The organism is Nocardia sp. NPDC049220, from assembly GCF_040647855.1.
In the GTDB taxonomy this organism is placed as follows: Bacteria; Actinomycetota; Actinomycetes; order Mycobacteriales; family Mycobacteriaceae; genus Nocardia.
Genome location: NZ_JBEZDA010000001.1, coordinates 1,049,154 through 1,065,189 on the forward strand (window position 1 = coordinate 1,049,154; position 16,036 = coordinate 1,065,189).

The 16,036-nt window shown below is 66.6% G+C and carries 16 protein-coding genes; 7 read left to right on the forward strand and 9 right to left on the reverse strand.

The features are described from left to right. Positions 1-3: 3 nt before the first annotated feature. The 3 genes from AB0C34_RS04595 to AB0C34_RS04605 all read right to left on the reverse strand — a co-directional run bounded on the left by AB0C34_RS04595 (position 4) and on the right by AB0C34_RS04605 (position 2,022). Positions 4-678: a PhzF family phenazine biosynthesis protein gene (locus AB0C34_RS04595; RefSeq protein WP_357067396.1), complete on the reverse strand. Its 675-nt coding sequence runs from the start codon at positions 676-678 to the stop codon at positions 4-6. Between the two features lie 105 nt (positions 679-783). After that, positions 784-1,323: a carboxymuconolactone decarboxylase family protein gene (locus AB0C34_RS04600; protein ID WP_357067398.1), complete on the reverse strand. Its 540-nt coding sequence runs from the start codon at positions 1,321-1,323 to the stop codon at positions 784-786. A 111-nt stretch (positions 1,324-1,434) separates the two neighbouring features. After that, on the reverse strand, positions 1,435-2,022 hold the full coding sequence (locus tag AB0C34_RS04605; protein ID WP_357067400.1) for a peroxiredoxin: 588 nt from the start codon (positions 2,020-2,022) through the stop codon (positions 1,435-1,437). 110 nt (positions 2,023-2,132) lie between these two features. Here AB0C34_RS04605 and AB0C34_RS04610 point away from each other — a divergent pair, with 110 nt between their 5' ends. From AB0C34_RS04610 to AB0C34_RS04630, 5 genes are all read left to right on the forward strand, one after another. Next, on the forward strand, positions 2,133-3,041 hold the full coding sequence (locus AB0C34_RS04610) for a hydrogen peroxide-inducible genes activator (protein WP_357067402.1): 909 nt from the start codon (positions 2,133-2,135) through the stop codon (positions 3,039-3,041). A 54-nt stretch (positions 3,042-3,095) separates the two neighbouring features. After that, on the forward strand, positions 3,096-3,593 hold the full coding sequence (locus AB0C34_RS04615) for a gamma-glutamylcyclotransferase family protein (RefSeq protein ID WP_357067404.1): 498 nt from the start codon (positions 3,096-3,098) through the stop codon (positions 3,591-3,593). 75 nt (positions 3,594-3,668) lie between these two features. After that, positions 3,669-4,259, forward strand: a complete 591-nt coding sequence (locus AB0C34_RS04620; RefSeq protein WP_357067406.1) for a TetR family transcriptional regulator C-terminal domain-containing protein — start codon at positions 3,669-3,671, stop codon at positions 4,257-4,259. Positions 4,260-4,332: 73 nt separating this feature from the next. Next, positions 4,333-5,067, forward strand: a complete 735-nt coding sequence (locus AB0C34_RS04625) for an SDR family oxidoreductase (RefSeq protein ID WP_357067408.1) — start codon at positions 4,333-4,335, stop codon at positions 5,065-5,067. Beyond that, positions 5,067-5,309: a 4-oxalocrotonate tautomerase family protein gene (locus AB0C34_RS04630; protein ID WP_357067410.1), complete on the forward strand. Its 243-nt coding sequence runs from the start codon at positions 5,067-5,069 to the stop codon at positions 5,307-5,309. Before AB0C34_RS04625 ends, AB0C34_RS04630 begins: the two co-directional genes overlap by 1 nt. A gap of 98 nt (positions 5,310-5,407) precedes the next feature. Here the strand turns inward: AB0C34_RS04630 and speD are convergent, their stop codons facing one another. From speD to AB0C34_RS04650, 4 genes are all read right to left on the reverse strand, one after another. After that, on the reverse strand, positions 5,408-6,610 hold the full coding sequence (gene speD, locus AB0C34_RS04635; protein ID WP_357068487.1) for an adenosylmethionine decarboxylase: 1,203 nt from the start codon (positions 6,608-6,610) through the stop codon (positions 5,408-5,410). A gap of 8 nt (positions 6,611-6,618) precedes the next feature. Beyond that, the gene (locus AB0C34_RS04640; RefSeq protein ID WP_357067412.1) at positions 6,619-7,734 is read right to left on the reverse strand and encodes a type III PLP-dependent enzyme; all 1,116 of its coding nucleotides are present in this window, start codon (positions 7,732-7,734) and stop codon (positions 6,619-6,621) included. 186 nt (positions 7,735-7,920) lie between these two features. Further along, positions 7,921-10,419, reverse strand: a complete 2,499-nt coding sequence (locus AB0C34_RS04645; RefSeq protein ID WP_357067413.1) for a DUF3516 domain-containing protein — start codon at positions 10,417-10,419, stop codon at positions 7,921-7,923. Between the two features lie 71 nt (positions 10,420-10,490). Then, positions 10,491-11,435 carry a PAC2 family protein gene (locus AB0C34_RS04650; RefSeq protein WP_357067415.1) on the reverse strand — a complete coding sequence of 315 codons (945 nt, stop codon included), beginning with the start codon at positions 11,433-11,435 and terminating at the stop codon, positions 10,491-10,493. A gap of 275 nt (positions 11,436-11,710) precedes the next feature. Here AB0C34_RS04650 and AB0C34_RS04655 point away from each other — a divergent pair, with 275 nt between their 5' ends. Together AB0C34_RS04655 and AB0C34_RS04660 are read left to right on the forward strand one after the other, a co-directional pair. Next, a complete protein-coding gene (locus tag AB0C34_RS04655) occupies positions 11,711-12,412 on the forward strand; it encodes a DUF5642 family protein (RefSeq protein ID WP_357067417.1) in 702 nt (233 codons plus the stop codon). A gap of 191 nt (positions 12,413-12,603) precedes the next feature. After that, positions 12,604-13,983 carry a DUF4192 domain-containing protein gene (locus AB0C34_RS04660; protein ID WP_357067419.1) on the forward strand — a complete coding sequence of 460 codons (1,380 nt, stop codon included), beginning with the start codon at positions 12,604-12,606 and terminating at the stop codon, positions 13,981-13,983. A gap of 217 nt (positions 13,984-14,200) precedes the next feature. On the opposite strand, the gene galE is transcribed toward AB0C34_RS04660, so the two are convergent. Together galE and AB0C34_RS04670 are read right to left on the reverse strand one after the other, a co-directional pair. Then, on the reverse strand, positions 14,201-15,181 hold the full coding sequence (gene galE / locus AB0C34_RS04665; protein WP_357067421.1) for a UDP-glucose 4-epimerase GalE: 981 nt from the start codon (positions 15,179-15,181) through the stop codon (positions 14,201-14,203). 3 nt (positions 15,182-15,184) lie between these two features. Continuing rightward, positions 15,185-15,871, reverse strand: coding sequence for an iron dependent repressor, metal binding and dimerization domain protein (locus AB0C34_RS04670; RefSeq protein ID WP_357067423.1), 687 nt, complete (start codon positions 15,869-15,871; stop codon positions 15,185-15,187). Positions 15,872-16,036 lie beyond the last annotated feature (165 nt).

The window sequence follows — 16,036 nt, forward strand, 5'->3', positions numbered from 1 at the left end:
GGGCTAGATCTCCAAGGATTGGTCGGCGACGACCCGCCCGCCCAGGCGTACCCAGCCGTCGGAGTCCCACTCGGTGAACAGCTGCGAGCCCTTGCCCTGGGTGATGACGAGACCTTGCCGCAGCAGCGCCGTCAACGCGACGGCCGCCGCCCCGGTCGCCTCGTCTTCGGGAACGCCCATGGTCGGCGCGAACATACGTGAGCGCAGTGCACCGCGATGCTCGTCGGTCCACGTCCACAGATAATGTGGTCCGCCGGGGAACTCGTCCGGCTGAACGGTCGCGAGTTCCTGCATGTCGGGCAGTTGGTGGAAAGTGAATGACGGCGCCCATTCGCCGCGGGCGGTGATCCAGGTCAGTCCGTCGATCAGCTGCACCGCTACGGGGCCCGCGGGGACGTCCAACGTCCGTACCGGGGTGCTCTTCGTCGCGAACCACCACGCGGTCCCCACCGACGGGTGCCCCGCGAAGGGGAGTTCCACCGCAGGGGTATAGATCCGCACCTTGGCGACCTCGTCCACCGGCTCCTCGACCACCACAGTCTCGCTGTAACCGACCTTCGCCGCCAGCGCCTGTGGGTCGGCTCGGGCCACGTCCGCGGCCCGTGCGATCCCCAGCTCGTTCCCGAATCGGCCGGCTGCATCGGTGAACACCCGCACCACATCGACCCGTGTCCCCATGGTTGCCGAGCCTACCCGGGCATACCACGCCGAGTTGTCGCTTGGACCAACACCGGGAATGCGACGAGGCCCCGTCCGGCGGACGAGGCCTCTGACGATCGGCGATCAGATCGTGGCAGCGCTCAGGGCCTCTGTCGACTGCATCGCCTGGCCGACGCCGGCCACGATGGCGGCGGCACGCAGCGACTCGAAGATCACTTCGCGGGACACGCCCGCCGCACGCAATGTGTGCTCGTGCGCTTCCAGGCAGTGCGCGCAGCCGTTGACCGAGGAGACCGCGAACGACCACAGTTCGAAATCGACCTTGTCGACGCCGGGTGTGCCGATGATCTGCATGCGCAGTCCGGCCCGCAGGTCGTCGTAGCGACCACCGAGGAACGACTTGCCTCGGTAGAACACGTTGTTCATACCCATGATCGAGGCGGCGCCGAGCGCGGCGTTGTACGCCTCCGTCGATAGCGCGCCGGCGGCTTCTTCGGCGATCTCGCGCAGCGTGGTCGTCGACCGGGTCGCGGCGGCCGCCGCCAGCAGGGTGCCCCACAGTTGCTGCTGGTTCAGCACCGTGGTGCGTGCGATCGATGACAGGTTGAGCTTGAGGTCCTTGGCGTACTCGGGAAGGGAGTTCTTCAGGTTCTCGAGGCTCATTCGGCGTTCCTCTGTTTGGATCGGTCCCGGATGTATGTATCCCGGGGCAGGTCGGTCGTGTTGTCGATGGTGACATCGCCGCGCCCGAATTCTCGGGCGCGGCATCGCTTGTCAGACGCTGGCAGCCAGCAACTCACCCGCGTTGATGGTCGGGTCGCCCTTCTTCCAGTTGCAGGCGCACAACTCATCGGACTGCAGCGCATCCAGCACACGCAGTACCTCGTCGACGTTGCGACCCACCGAACCTGCGGTGACCGAGACGAACTGGATCTCGTTGTTCGGATCGACGATGAAGGTTGCCCGGTCGGCAACCCCGTCGGCGTTGAGCACACCCGTGGCCGTGGCCAGTTCGCGCTTCAGATCCGAGAGCATCGGGAACGGAAGGGTCTTGAGGTCCTCGTGCTGGGCGCGCCACTGGAAGTGCACGAACTCGTTGTCGACCGACGCTCCGAGCACCTGCGCGTCACGGTCCTCGAACTCCTCGTTGAGTTTGCCGAATGCGGCGATCTCCGTCGGGCACACGAAGGTGAAGTCCTTCGGCCAGAAGAAGACGATCCGCCACTTGCCCGCGTGGTCGTCGCTGGTGATCGTGGTGAAGTAGTCGTCAGGCTGCTGAGCGTCGACCTTCGACAGGTCACCGCCGATCACAGCGGTGAGGTGGTATGCCGGGAATTGGTCGCCGATGGTCAGCAGGGCCATGCTCATCTCCTCGTCATGTTGGTTTGCTAGCGCGTGCGAAAAGCTCACAGGCGATCTTGCCGAAGGGTCGGTGAAAGGTAAAGGTGATCAGTCGCACTACACTGATAGGCGTGACTGATCAGACTTATCAGCCGACCCTGTCACAGCTGCGTGCGTTCGTGGCGATCGCGGAGTATCGCCATTTCGGCACCGCGGCCGCGCGGCTCGGTGTGAGCCAGCCCACGCTATCGCAGGCGCTGGCCGCGCTCGAAAACGGGCTCGGGCTACAGCTGATCGAACGGAGCACCCGGCGGGTGCTGGTGACGGCCGCCGGAATGCGCTTGCTGCCCAAGGCGATGGCGACGCTGGAGGCGGCCGACCGCTTCGTGGCTTCGGCGACCGGCGACGCGCTCGGCGGCACACTGCGGATGGGCATCATCCCGACGGTCGCCCCCTATGTGTTACCCGGCCTGTTGCCCGAGCTGCGAAAGAAGTTGCCCGCACTGCATCCGCACATCGTCGAGGATCAGACCATGCGACTGCTGGACGGGCTGCGCACCGGCGTGCTGGACGTCGCGCTCGTCGCGCTGCCCACCGAGGTGTCCGGCCTGGTCGAGATCCCGCTCTACCCAGAGGAATTCGTGCTGGTCACGCCGCGCGGCCACGAGCTCGCCGGGCGGACGGACCTCACGGCGTCGGCTTTGGACGCGCTGCCCTTGCTGCTGCTGGACGAGGGGCACTGTCTGCGTGATCAGACCCTGGAAGTGTGCCGCTCGGCCGACGCTCATCCTGCGGCGGTCGGTGACACCAGGGCCGCTTCCTTGGCGACCGTGGTGCAGTGCGTCGCGGGCGGGCTCGGCGTGACTCTCATCCCGGAGATGGCCGTCACCGCCGAAACCGCGCGTGGCACGCTGGATATCGCGCATTTCGCCGCGCCCGCTCCGGGGCGAACCATCGGTCTGGCCTTCCGCGCCTCCACCGCTCGAGCTGACGATTACGAGTATCTGGCCGCCATCATTCGCACCAAGCGCCCGATGTAGCCGCGTGTGTAGCAAAGTGGGCACAGTGGTGAACCGGGATGAGAGGAGAGGCGAGTGGAATCGTCGGAGGGTGGTTTGTCGCGGCTGACCGAACTCGTCGGTCCGGGGCATGCGCTGTTCGCCTACGGCACGCTGCAGTTTCCCGAAGTGCTCGAGGTGCTGCTCGGGCGGGTTCCGTTGCTCGAAGTGGCCGAGCTTCCTGGTTGGCGTGCGGCGATTCTGCCGCGGCGGGTCTATCCCGGTTTGGTCGTGGCTGACGGTGGGCTGGCACGCGGCTGCGTGCTGGGCGATCTCACCGCAGCGGAATGGGCGATCCTGGACGCGTTCGAGGATGACGAGTACGACTTACGTCAGGTGCGCGTCGCCGGCTGGAGTGAACCGGTGTGGACCTACGTCTGGACGGCCGGCACCGATCCTGGTGACTGGCACCGAGACCGGTTCGCCGCCGATCACCTCGTGCGTTTCGCCGCTCGGTCGGTGCGATGGCGTTGCGCGCCGGCAGAGGCTGTCGACCCGGGGGCGTCGGTGTGGTCCGAGTCGGTCGGGGGGTAGGCGGTAGCAGGGCGTGCCACACGGAGCCCGCTGCCTGTCTTGCATTCCAAGACGACCGGTCGTATATTCGGCGGTATGGCGCGAACTCGACGTAGTGCGGACACTCGGCAACTTCTGGTCGAAGCCGGTGCCGCCGGGTTTCTGACCAACGGGTATCACGGCACCGGAATCAAGCAGATCCTCGATGAGGTCGGCGTGCCGAAGGGTTCGTTCTACAACTACTTCGACAGTAAGGAAAGCTTCGGTCGCGCGATCATCGAGCATCATTCGCTCTGTGTGCAGCGGAACCTGACCGAGGCGTTCGGCGACGAAGCGGACCCGGTGCGTGGGCTGCGCGCGTTCTTCAGCCGCCTGATGGACGATTTTGTCGTTGCCGAATTCACCGGTGGCTGCCTGATCGCCAATTTGGGTGGCGAGCTGGAAGGTAGTGCGCTGCTGCGGGAATCGCTGTCCGGCGCATGGGGCGCGTGGCGCGACCGCATCGCGGAGCAGCTGGTGCTGGGGCAGCGACTCGGCATGATTCGCTCCGACATCGACGGCACCGAACTGGCCGATCTGCTGCTCGAATCGTGGGAGGGTGCGGTGATCCGGATGAAGATCGACCGCACCCTCGCTCCGTTGCGCAAGTGCCTGGATCGTCTGCTGGACGACTACTTCCGGCCCTGACGCGGGCCTTCGCCTCCGGCGTCCTCACATAACCATTCAAAGACGACCGGTCGTATCAAAGTTGAGGAGAGAAATGGTGAAGACAGTGATCGTGACGGGGTCCTCGAGCGGGATCGGGCGCGACGTCGCCCGGGCGTTCGTGGAACGCGGCGACAACGTTGTGCTCAACGGGCGCGACGAGGACAAACTCGCGGAGGTGGCCGCGGGACTGGGCGCACCGGATCAGGTGGCAGCGGTCGCGGGTGACATCGGTATTCCCGCCACGGGAGTCGCGCTGGTACGCGCCGCGGTCGAGCGGTTCGGCGGGGTGGATGTACTCGTCAACAATGCGGGCATCTTCGGCGCCAAGCCGTTCGTAGACGTCACCGAGCAAGATCTGGACAGTTACCTGAACGGGAACCTCAAAGGTACCTACTTCACCACGCAGGCTGTAGTTCGGCTGCTGCGCGAGCAGGCGAGGGGCGGCAGCATCGTGAATCTCGGCACGGTCCTGATCGACCATGCCATCGCCGGCGTACCCGCCTCGGCTGCGCTGGTCAGCAAAGGCGGCATCCACGCGCTGACCACCAGCCTCGCGGCAGAACTCGCCGCGGACGGCATCCGGGTCAACGCGGTGGCTCCCGGATTCATCCGCACACCCTTGTTCGGCGACGGTGACGAGGCAGCCACCGGCAGGTTTGCGCTGTTGAATCGGATCGGCGAAGTCGCCGAGACCACAGCCGCGGTCCTCTATCTCGTAGACGCCGCGTTCACCACCGGTCACATCTTCCCGGTCGATGGCGGGTACCTCTCGGGAAGGGCGGCCTGATGCCGTACGTGAACATCAAGGTCACTGACGAGGGCGTGACCCGGGAGCAGAAGGCACAGCTGATCAAAGGCGTCACCGATCTGCTGTCCACTGTGCTCGGGAAAGCCCCCGCGAGCACCTACGTCGTCATCGACGAGGTCGCGCTGACCGATTGGGGCGTCGGTGGAGTCGACGCCGGGGAATGGCGGCGGCAGCAGAACGGCCAGGTGTCCGACCCGAGCGGGGGAGCAGTACCGAGGTAGCCGAGCCCCGGCTGACCGCTCGGCTCCGAGCTGCCCTCTGCGGATACGCCGAATGGCACCGGTTCCACCGGAACCGGTGCCATTCGGCGGGGGTTCGACTACACCCGCAGCGCGTGCGGTTCGATCGTGCCGCGCGTCAGCGCCCGCGCGTCGATGGTCTTCGGCCGGTACGGCAACAGCGCAAGGCGATCGCTCATTCCCGTGCCAGGGTCGTCGATCTTGTCGACCAAGCCGAACAGAAACGACCACTCGTGTTCGTCGCTGCCGTAATGCACAACGGTGCCGAACTGTTCGTGAAAACGCTGCCAGGACCGCTTCAAGGTCTCGTTGCGCCACATGGTCGCGCACCCGGCTTGGGCGGTCAGCACACCACCCGGCGCGAGCACCGCACGACATCGGGACAGGAACTCCGCCTCGTAGAGGCGGTTGTGCTGGGCATCCTCCACGCGCTCGTCGGGCAGGTCGATCACGATGACGTCGTAGTGGGTGCCGGTCTCGGCGGCGCTGGCGAGGAAATCCCAACCGTCGGCGTAATGCACCGTGATCGGGCCCTCGCTCTGGACTGCGGCCGCCAGCTCCTGGGTGGTGTAACCGTAGGGCAGGTGCTCGGCACACAGCTCTACTTCGAGCCTGTCGATGTCGACGTGGTCGACGTGGCTGGCGCCTGCCGCGATCGACATCTGGCTGGCCACACCCTCACCCGAGCCGATAATCAGCACATTGTCCAGCTTCTCGGCCAGCACGAAGGCCGGGACCATCATTGCCTCGTGGTAGGTCAGCTGGGAGAACTCGGTGGACTGACGGTCGTCGTCGGAGAACAGGCTGATGCCTTGCTCGGTCCGCGCGATGACCATGTGCTGGAACGGCGTATTGGTATCGACGATCACCTCGTGCAGATCCCAGATCCGGGTCAGGCCCGCGCCCACCGGCTCTTCGATCCGTTGCCCGCCGTGGCCTCTACGGATGACCTGCATGCGAACGTCCTTGGGAGACAACGCATCCCGGAGAATTTCCACCGCCTTCGTAGCACCTGCGCCGATGCCGCCGCAGGTGAAGACGTCGACGAAGATGTCGCCGGACTCCGGATAGGTGTGAATCGAGGCGTGCGACTCCGACAACAGCGCGAGGACGGTCACCCCCTGCGGTTCGAACCTCTTGTGTACGACATCGCAGATGGTGACGCCCGCCGCAATCAGAGACTTGCGCAACGCCGATTCGAGTCGTTCGAGATCGTCGCAGAGATCCGCGTCGACACCACCGAACTCGGCCAGCACGTGCCAGCCGGTGAATTCCGCCGTCATGGGCAAACTCACTCTCGCTCATCGCCCGAGACATGAACGGTCAAGGGCGGAAAACCATTGAAGGACACCGACGAATAGCTCGCGGTATAGGCGCCGGTGTCGGGGATTCGAATGCGATCACCGGCTCGCAACGTGGTCGGTAGGAGGACTCGCGTGCGTTGATACAGTACATCGTCACCGTCACAGGTCGGACCAGCAACCACCGCCTCGTCAACAGGGTCGCCGTCGCGGTCCGTGACGAACCGGTAGGCGATGTATTCGTTCTCGGTCTCGGCCATTCCGTTGTAACGGCCGATGTCGAGATACACCCAGCGTCGTCCGTCCGGCGCAGTGCGGACCGACACGACCTCGGTGTGGATGGTGCCCGCCGACCCGACCAGTGCTCGACCGGGTTCGACGACCAATCCGGTATTTCCGGAAAGGAATTCGGCTGCGGTGCGGTTTACCACCGCAGCGATATCACCCAGGGTGGGTGCGGGATCGGCGTAGGAGATCGGCAGTCCGCCACCGATGTTCACCGATGTGACGAGAATTTCTTTGTCCGCGAGCGCTTCTGAGATCCGCGCCGCCTGCTCGATGCCGATCCGCCACGCGTCGGGATCCAGCTGCTGCGAGCCGACGTGGAAGTACGGCCCTGCGACAACGAGCCCGAGATCTCTGGCCCGCACCAGCAGCCGGAATGCCTCGCCAGGTGTGCAGCCGAACTTGACTCCGAACGGGGTGCGCGACTCCGGGGCGGAGGCGAGAAATCGGCACTCGACCTCCGATCCTGGGGCGTGTTCGACGATGCGCAGCAGGTCGTCCTCGGTATCGAAGGCGAAGCGGCGCACGCCCAGCGCGAAAGCGCGGGCGATATCGGCGGCCTTCTTGATCGGGTTGCCGTAACAGAGCTTGCCCGCCGCGACGCCGAGCCCGAGGCATAGATCGATCTCGCCGATGCTGGCGACGTCGAACTCCGCGCCCTCCTCATCGAGAAGTCGCACGATCTCCGGCACCGGGCCGGCCTTGACCGCGAAGCGAATTCTTGGCGCCACGCCGCTGCCCGCGGACATGGCGGCACTGAGCGCGCGGTAGTTCTCGCGCACTCGCTCGGGGTATATGACAAGAAATGGTGATTCGGGCATAGTAGATCTTTCGCTTCGCCAGCGGGGGAGAGAGTATCAGCGCCCCTTACCCGGAAACGAATCCGCCAAACCTTGAATTCTGATCCCGGCCGCCGGATCCCCGACCGCGGGCGGGACAGAGCCGTTGACCAGCGTGAATACGAGGCTGTGACCAGCGTGGATACGGGGCTGTCGAGCAGTGCGGGTTCAGCCGGCCGACACCGAGACATCGTCGAAGACGACCTCGCCCGCGGCGTCGGACTCTGCCAGGTCGACGGTCGCGTCGATCGACCAGCCGTGGTCGCCCGCTGGATCATCCAGCACCTGACGCACCTGCCAGAATCCCGGTCTTCGTTCCACCTGGAACAGCTGGGGCCCCCGGGCGTCGGGTCCGGTACCGATCCGCTCGTACTCCGCGAAGTAGTCCGCGAGCGTGGCTGCCCAGTCCGGGCCGGGGCTCAGCTCGGCCAGCGCGTCCCAGCGCCGCAGCGCGGCCAACTCGACGCGGCGGATCATGGCGTTGCGGACCATCACCCGGAAGGCGCGCTCGTTCGCGGAGATCGGGCGCACCGTCTCCGCGCCGAAGGCGATCTGGTCGACGTCGGTCTGCGCGCCCGGATCGGTCAGTTGCTCCCATTCGTCCAGCAGACTCGAATCGACCTGCCGGACGAGTTCGCCGAGCCACTCGGTGAGATCGTCGAGTTCCTCGGTGCGGGCGGACTCGGGCACCGTCCGTCGCAAAGCGCGGTAGGCGTCGGCGAGATAGCGCAGTACGACGCCCTCCGAACGCGCCAGGTCGTAGAAGGAGATCAGTTCGGCGAAGGTCATCGCGCGCTCGATCATGTCGCGCACCACCGATTTCGGCGCGGGCGCGAATTCCGAGACCCACGGGTGCCCGGCACGATAGGTCTCGAAGGCCGGTTCGATCAGCTCGACAAGGGGTTTGGGCCAGGTCACCTCTTCGAGCAGTTCCATCCGCTCGTCGTAATCGATGCCGTCGGCTTTCATTTCGGCGATCGCCTCGCCGCGCGCCTTGTGCTGCTGTGCCATGACCAGCTGACGGGGATCCTCCAGGGTGGATTCGATGAGCGACACCACATCGAGGGTATAGCTCGCGGATTCTTTGTCCAGTAGCTCGAGCGCGGCCAGTGCGAATGGCGACAGCGGCTGGTCGAGGGCGAAGTCTCGTTGGAGGTCGACGGTCAGCCGGGCGCGGCGGCCTTGGGGGTCGGGTTCCGGCAGCTGCTGAACTACCCCGGCATCGCGCAGTGCCCGGTACAGGCGGATGGCGCGCAGGATGTGTTTACGCTGGGCTGCGCGTGGCTCATGATTGTCTTCGAGCAGGTGGCGCATGGCGTCGAAACAGTTTCCGGGCCGGGCGATCACGTTCAGCAGCATGGCGTTGGTCACGGCGAAACGCGACACCATCGGTTCCGGCGCAGCCACGACAAGGCGGTCGAAGGTCTCCTCGCTCCAGGAGACGAAACCTTCCGGCGGTTTGCGCCGCTGCACCTTGCGCTGCTTCTTCGGGTCGTCGCCCGCCTTGGCCAGCAGACGGGTGTTCTCGACCTCGTGGTCGGGCGCCTGCACGACGACGGTGCCCATGGTGTCGTAGCCCGCGCGGCCCGCGCGGCCCGCGATCTGATGGAACTCACGGGCTTTCAGCCTGCGGGTGCGCACGCCGTCGAACTTCGTCAGTCCGGTGAGCAGCACGGTGCGGATGGGCACGTTGATGCCCACGCCGAGGGTGTCGGTGCCGCACACCACTTTCAACAGCCCTTCCTGAGCCAGTCGCTCCACGAGGCGGCGGTACTTCGGCAGCATTCCGGCATGATGCACGCCGATACCGTGCCGAATGAGCCGCGACAGCGTCTTGCCGAAACCCGCGGCGAACCGGAACTCGCCGAGTGCTTCGGCGATCGCGTCCTTCTCCGCACGGGTGGCGAAATTCACGCTGGTGAGAGCCTGGGCGCGTTCGAGGGCGGCAGCCTGGGTGAAATGGACGACGTAGACCGGGGCCTGGTGGGTGGTGACCAGTTCGTCCAGGGTCTCGGTGATGGGGGTGCGGGCATAGGAGAAATTCAGCGGCACTGGGCGTTCGGTACCCGCGACGACCACGGTGGGTCGGCCGGTGCGGCGCTCGAGATCGGTAGCGAAGAAGTCCACCTCCCCGAGCGTCGCCGACATGAGCAGGAACTGAGCATTGGGTAGTTCCAGCAGCGGGACCTGCCAGGCCCAGCCGCGGTCCGGGTCGGCGTAGAAGTGGAATTCGTCCATCACGACGTGGCCGACGTCGGCGTCCGCGCCCTCGCGCAGCGCCAGGTTCGCCAGGATTTCCGCAGTGGCGCAGATGATCGGTGCGTCCGGGTTCACCGCGGCGTCACCAGTGACCATTCCGACGCGCTCGGCGCCGAACACTTCGCACAGCGCGAAGAATTTCTCGCTGACCAGAGCCTTGATCGGGGCGGTGTAATAAGTGCGCTTGCCCTGTGCGAGGGCGAATAGATGGGCGCCGACCGCGACGAGTGACTTCCCCGAACCGGTGGGCGTGGCGAGGATGACGTGGGACCCGGACGCCAGTTCCAACAGCGCTTCGTCCTGCGCGGGGTACAGCGGGGTGCCGTGCTCGGCGGCCCACACCCCGAACGACTCGTAGAGGGCATCGGCGTCGGTACCCGGGATGTCGAGCAGTTCGGTCAGATCCACTCCGACCACCCTACGGCGTCCCTCCCGGCTGCTCGTGCAGGGGCGATCGGGCTACCGGTACCGCCGTGCGGTCAGTTCTGCTCGCCTTTGTCGTCGCCGTGGTAGCCGCCCTGCTCGGCGAGGAACCGCTCGAACTCGGCGCCGAGCTCATCGCCACTGGGCAGTTCGCCCTCACCGACCAGCAGGCTCGACTGCCGTTCCTGCGCGGTGACGAAGCTGTCGTACTGGCGCTCCAGGGCGTGCACGACGGTCTCCACCTCGGAGTTGCCCGCGATGTGCTCGTTGACCTGTTCGCGTACCCGGGCCGCTGCCTCACCCAGCGCGGCCAGTGGAATCTGCAGGCCCGCATTGTCGGCGACATTCTCCAGCAGTGTCTGAGCCGCCTCCGGATAGGCGGTCTGCGTCAGGTAATGCGGCACATGCACCGAGAAGCCGATGGACTGGTGACCGTGCTGGGCCATGCGGAATTCCAGCAGCGAGGACGCGCTGCCCGGCACCTGGAGTTCACCCGGCCAACGCTGGTTCTCGGCGATCAGGTCGCGGTCGGACGAATGTGCGGTGACCCCGAGCGGGCGGGTGTGCGGTATCGCCATCGGAATCGCGCTCAGGCCGATGGTGCGGCGCACGCCGAGCTGTTCGGCGAGCAAGCGAACCGCGGTGGTGAACTTCTCCCAGCGCAGATCCGGTTCCAGACCTGCGAGCAACAGGAACGGGGTGCCCGTGGTGTCACGCAGTGCCCACAGGCTCAACTCCGGCTCGGCGTAGTCGGAGAAGTGGTCGGTCTTGAACGTCATGAGTGGTCGACGTGATCGGTAGTCCAGCAGTTCGTCGACATCGAACGAGGCGACCAGTTCGCTTTCGAGGCTCTCGCGCAGGTGCGTCGTGGCCAGCCGCACCGCGTGCCCGGCATCGGTGAAGCCTTCCAGCCCGTGTACCAGGACCGGACCCGCGCCGTCTGCGGACGACAGCTGTGGAGCGGGGAACTCCAGTTCGTACATTCGCGACTCGTAGTCCATCGCGTACTCCTTCCTGCGCGGTGCCTCCGACCCGGGCGAGCGTTCTTGGCACACCTGGTGTGGTTGCGTGCTCGGTCTTTCACCATCGCGTGGCTACAGACAAGCAGTTGTTCGAGACGGGCACCATTGTCCATTGTCCCCCATGCCGGTGACAGCCATCGCGCACGGCCGGACATCGACCCATACGACGAGGCAACAGCGCCGGAGCCCCTGGCATTCCCGGTCCGGCGGCGTGGCGGCGCGGGCGGGCATGAGGAGTTTGGCACAGTGGGTACGTGACCGTGGCGGATTCGATGCGCACGCGGCTGAGCTGTGCCTCGCTCGGCTGCGCGGTGCTGCTCACCGGGTGCGGGTCGATGGTGTCCGGGCACCCGGTCTCGCCACCGCCGATCGCGGAGACCCGGCATGTGCGCGCCGAACTGTCGACGCTGCTGCCGGATCCGGCGCAGTTCCCTGGGCGATATCCGGCCGTGGTGCTGCCGCCCGAGGCCGTTGCCCAGGCCGCTGGTGACCTGGACGGGATGGGACGCGGAGCGAGTGTGCAGCCGAGTTCCTGCGTGCCGCCGACTCGGCAGTTCGGACCCGATCAGGCGGCGATGGCGGTCGGCACCGACAACAACACGCGCGCCACGATCACCGTCGAATTGACCCGCACCGCCGAGCCGATGGCGGCGCTGCACCTGAGGTTGGCGAAATGCGGGTCGGTGCGGGTGAGCCGCGCTGGCGCGACGAGCACCGTGACGACCGAGCTGGATCCGCCGCCGCAGATCGACGCCGGCGACACCCTGGCGCTGCGCAGGACCGTGGTTCCTGAGGTGGTCGGCACGGGCTTGACCCAGTCCATGCGGACGCTCGTGGGTCAGATCGGGGACGTTCGAATCTCTGTGACATACATGTCGTTTTCCGGTGCGGAACCGGACACGGCGGCCGTGCACGAGTCCTTCACCACCGCCGTGCGGAAGGTGCGCGCCGGGTAACGCGTCGGGTTCACGGCATGCCCTGAATCAGTTCGGGCCCAACACGGCACGGTAGCAGGCGGCTCCGACAGAGACGTCGCTCCGGACGGCTGTGAGCGCGATGCGTCCACAGCGCGACGCCAATTCCCCAGCCTCGCCGAATCGCCTGCTCGCGGTCGGCACTGCGATGGCGCGCAGCGCAGGCTCGATGCATGACCACTTCCGCGACTCCGTTTCACGCCTCCGAACCGCCCGATCGCGAACAGCACGCGGCCTCGAACAGCACCTTCTGCGCACGTCTGCGCAGGCAGTCAGCGCTGCCGTACGATTCTCCCGCCGGCGTCAGGGCGCGCGCGGCCGGTGGCCGCGCCGCTGCCGGCCACCCGGCGCCTTCGAGCGAAACGGCGCAGACCGCGGAAGATAGCGCGCGTGGTCGCGCCAACCGGGCTCGCTGTGCCGAGGATCCGCCGCCGTACATCCGAGATATGTCGGAACACAGTGTGCGCGTCAATGATCCGGGCGAACTGATCGCTGCCGTCCCCGCGATGGTGGGATTCACCCCGGAGCGGTCGGTGGTCGTGCTCGTCCTTCGGCGCGGGAATGCCCACGGTGCCCTGGTCGACGCGGTAGTGCGGTTCGATCTGGAAGGGCCGGATGGGCGCCGCGTGCGGGCCGGAACGCTGGCCGGATGTGTGGCGCGTATCTGCGCGCACGACGAGGCGGTGGAGGTGCTGGCCGTCATTGTCGACGATCGCGCCGAACATCCGAGATCCGAAGGGGACGTCGAGCACCCTCGCTGTGCGGCGGGACGGTTCGATGCGCTGGTCGGCGCGCTCGCCAGACGCCTGGCCGCGTGCGATATCTCGCTTGGCGGTGTGTGGGCCGCGGGTGCGATCGCGGCCGGGGAGCCCTGGTGGACACTGTCGGGTCCGGACCTCCGTGGGGTGCTGCGGGATCCGGCCACTTCGGTGGTTGCATTGACCCACGTGCTGGAGGGCAGGCCGATCCGCGGCTCCAGGTCCGAACTCACCGCTCTGGTCGCCGTGGATCCGCTCGCGCGTGCTCAGGTGGCAGCCCAACTGGAAGATGCTCTGGCGCTCGCACGGGAGCGCTACGCGCGTGCCGCCCGCCGTGGCGACCCGAACAGCTACAGCAGGCAAGCGCTCGACTACGTGCTGTGGCAGGTCGCCAACATGGCGTCGGGTGCTGCGCTGCTAGCGCCCGAACTCGCGAAATTAGCTGCTGCCCTGCGGGATCGCGCCGTCCGGGACACCATGTTCGCGGTGGCCGTCGGTGACCACGCAGCCGCGGCGGAGGCGCTGTGGGGCGCGCTGGCCCGCGCCCTATCCGGTGCGGATCGCGCCGAAGCCGCCGCCTTGCTCGGCTACAGCGCGTATGTCCACGGCGATGGCCCCCTCGCCGGCGTCGCCTTGGACGCCGCTCTGGACGCGGACCCGGACCATCCGATGGCGGTTCTGCTGGACACCGCGCTGCGGATGGGCATGCGTCCAGAACGCCTGCGCCGCCTCGCTCGCAGTGGCTACCACACTGCGGCCGGACTGGGTGTCGATCTCGGGACGCCGGCGCCATGAACAATCGTTTCCGCGTCAGTGTTTCGACTGAGGCCTCGGTGTCGCATGCCGACAGTGGCCGGTGCCGAGCCACTTCGGTCGCCGAACGTTTCGATTCGCTCCGAGAAGTGCTCGTGCCGTGGCAGTACTGATCGCCCCAGTCACGCTCGCGGAGTTGCGCACGTCCGAACTGGGCGACGATCGGCGCGGGCGTGACGGCGTACTCACCTCGCGGTGGTTACCTTGCGCTGTGTGCGCGAGATCCGAGCGACTGGAGGAAAGCCCAGGCGTCGGTGACGATCTCATCGAGGTCGTTGTGTTCGGGGCGCCAGCCGAGTTCCGCGATCGCGCGCTCGCTGGAAGCGATCAGCGTCGCGGGGTCACCAGGACGGCGCGGCGCGTCCACCGCGGCGATCGACAGGCCGGTGACACGTTCGCACGCCGAGATCACCTCGCGGACGGAGAATCCGGTACCGCTGCCGAGGTTGTAGATCCGGTGGGCGCCCGCCTCCGCGGTGGCCAGTGCCAGCAGATGGGCCTGGGCGAGATCGCGGATGTGGATGTAGTCGCGGACCGCAGTGCCGTCCGGAGTCGGCCAATCGGTGCCGAACACCGAGATCGCCTTGCGGTGCCCGGCGGCAACCTGCAGCACCAGTGGGATGAGATGGGTTTCCACGACACGGTTTTCGCCGAGACCGCCATAGGCGCCCGCGACGTTGAAATACCGCAGGCTGGTCGCTGCCAGTCCGTGCGCGATCGCATAGGAGGTGATGGCGTGGTCGATGGCCAGCTTCGACGCACCGTAGGGATTGGTCGGGCTGGCCGGCGCAGCCTCGGTGATCGGTACCTGCTCCGGCTCGCCGTAGACGGCCGCGGTGGAAGAGAACACCAGGCGCGGCGTCCCCGCGTGTCGCATCGCCTCCAGCAGTTCGAACGTCTTCACCACGTTGCCGTGCCAGTATTTCTCCGGTTGCTGCACCGACTCGCCGACCAGCGACTGCGCCGCGAAATGAAGGACACCGTCGAAAGGTTCGGTGGCGAGCAACGCAGGAGCGGCTACCGCCACATCACCCGCGACGAACCGGGCGCCGGACGGCACACCATCGGCGTTGCCGGTGGACAGGTCGTCGACCACGACGACCTCGTGTCCCGCTTCGAGCAGAACCTGTGCGCAGACGCCACCGACGTACCCCGCGCCACCTGTGACCAGAAGTTTCACGCGTCAGACCAGCTTCACCTGGACGGCGTGCGCCATCTCGTCCGACAACTCGAAGCCGCCGTGCCCCGGCACGGTGATGACCACCGAACCCGGTTTGGTCTCGACCGTCACCCGTGCGTCCGGCACCACGCCGGCCTCGCGCAGCTGGCCGATGACCTCGGGATCGGTTTGGATGTGCTCGGCGAGTCTGCGTACCACGACAGCGTGCACCTGGTCGTGCGGCAGATCCGACAATCGCACCAGTGTCTCGTGGGCGGCCGACGAGGGCACCACACCCAGCTCGTCGAGACCGGGAATGGGGTTGCCGTAGGGCGAGGTGGTCGGGTGGTTGAGCACCTCTACCAGACGCCGCTCGACATCCTCGCTCATCACATGCTCCCAGCGACACGCCTCGGCGTGCACATTTTGCCAGTCGAGCCCGATGATGTCGACGAGCAATCGCTCGGCCAGCCGGTGTTTGCGCATCACCGCGACGGCCATGCTGCGGCCCTTGTCGGTCAGCTGCAGGTGACGGTCTCCGGCGACCATCAGCAGGCCGTCGCGCTCCATCCGGGCTACCGTCTGGCTCACCGTCGGGCCACTCTGCTCGAGGCGCTCGGCGATCCGGGCACGCAGGGGCACCACGCCCTCCTCCTCGAGGTCGTAGATGGTACGGAGATACATCTCCGTGGTGTCGACCAGATCCTTCACCTGTTACCCCTTCGTCGGCACGAATTCTACCCACGCACCACGGCACCCCCGTGTGCCGGATCACGTCGCTTCATGACGTGCGACATCGCAGACGACATCGGGGAAAGCCGACCGGCGGACGGCGGGCAGCCGCGATCGCACTTGCTTGTATTTGTACTGCATGGG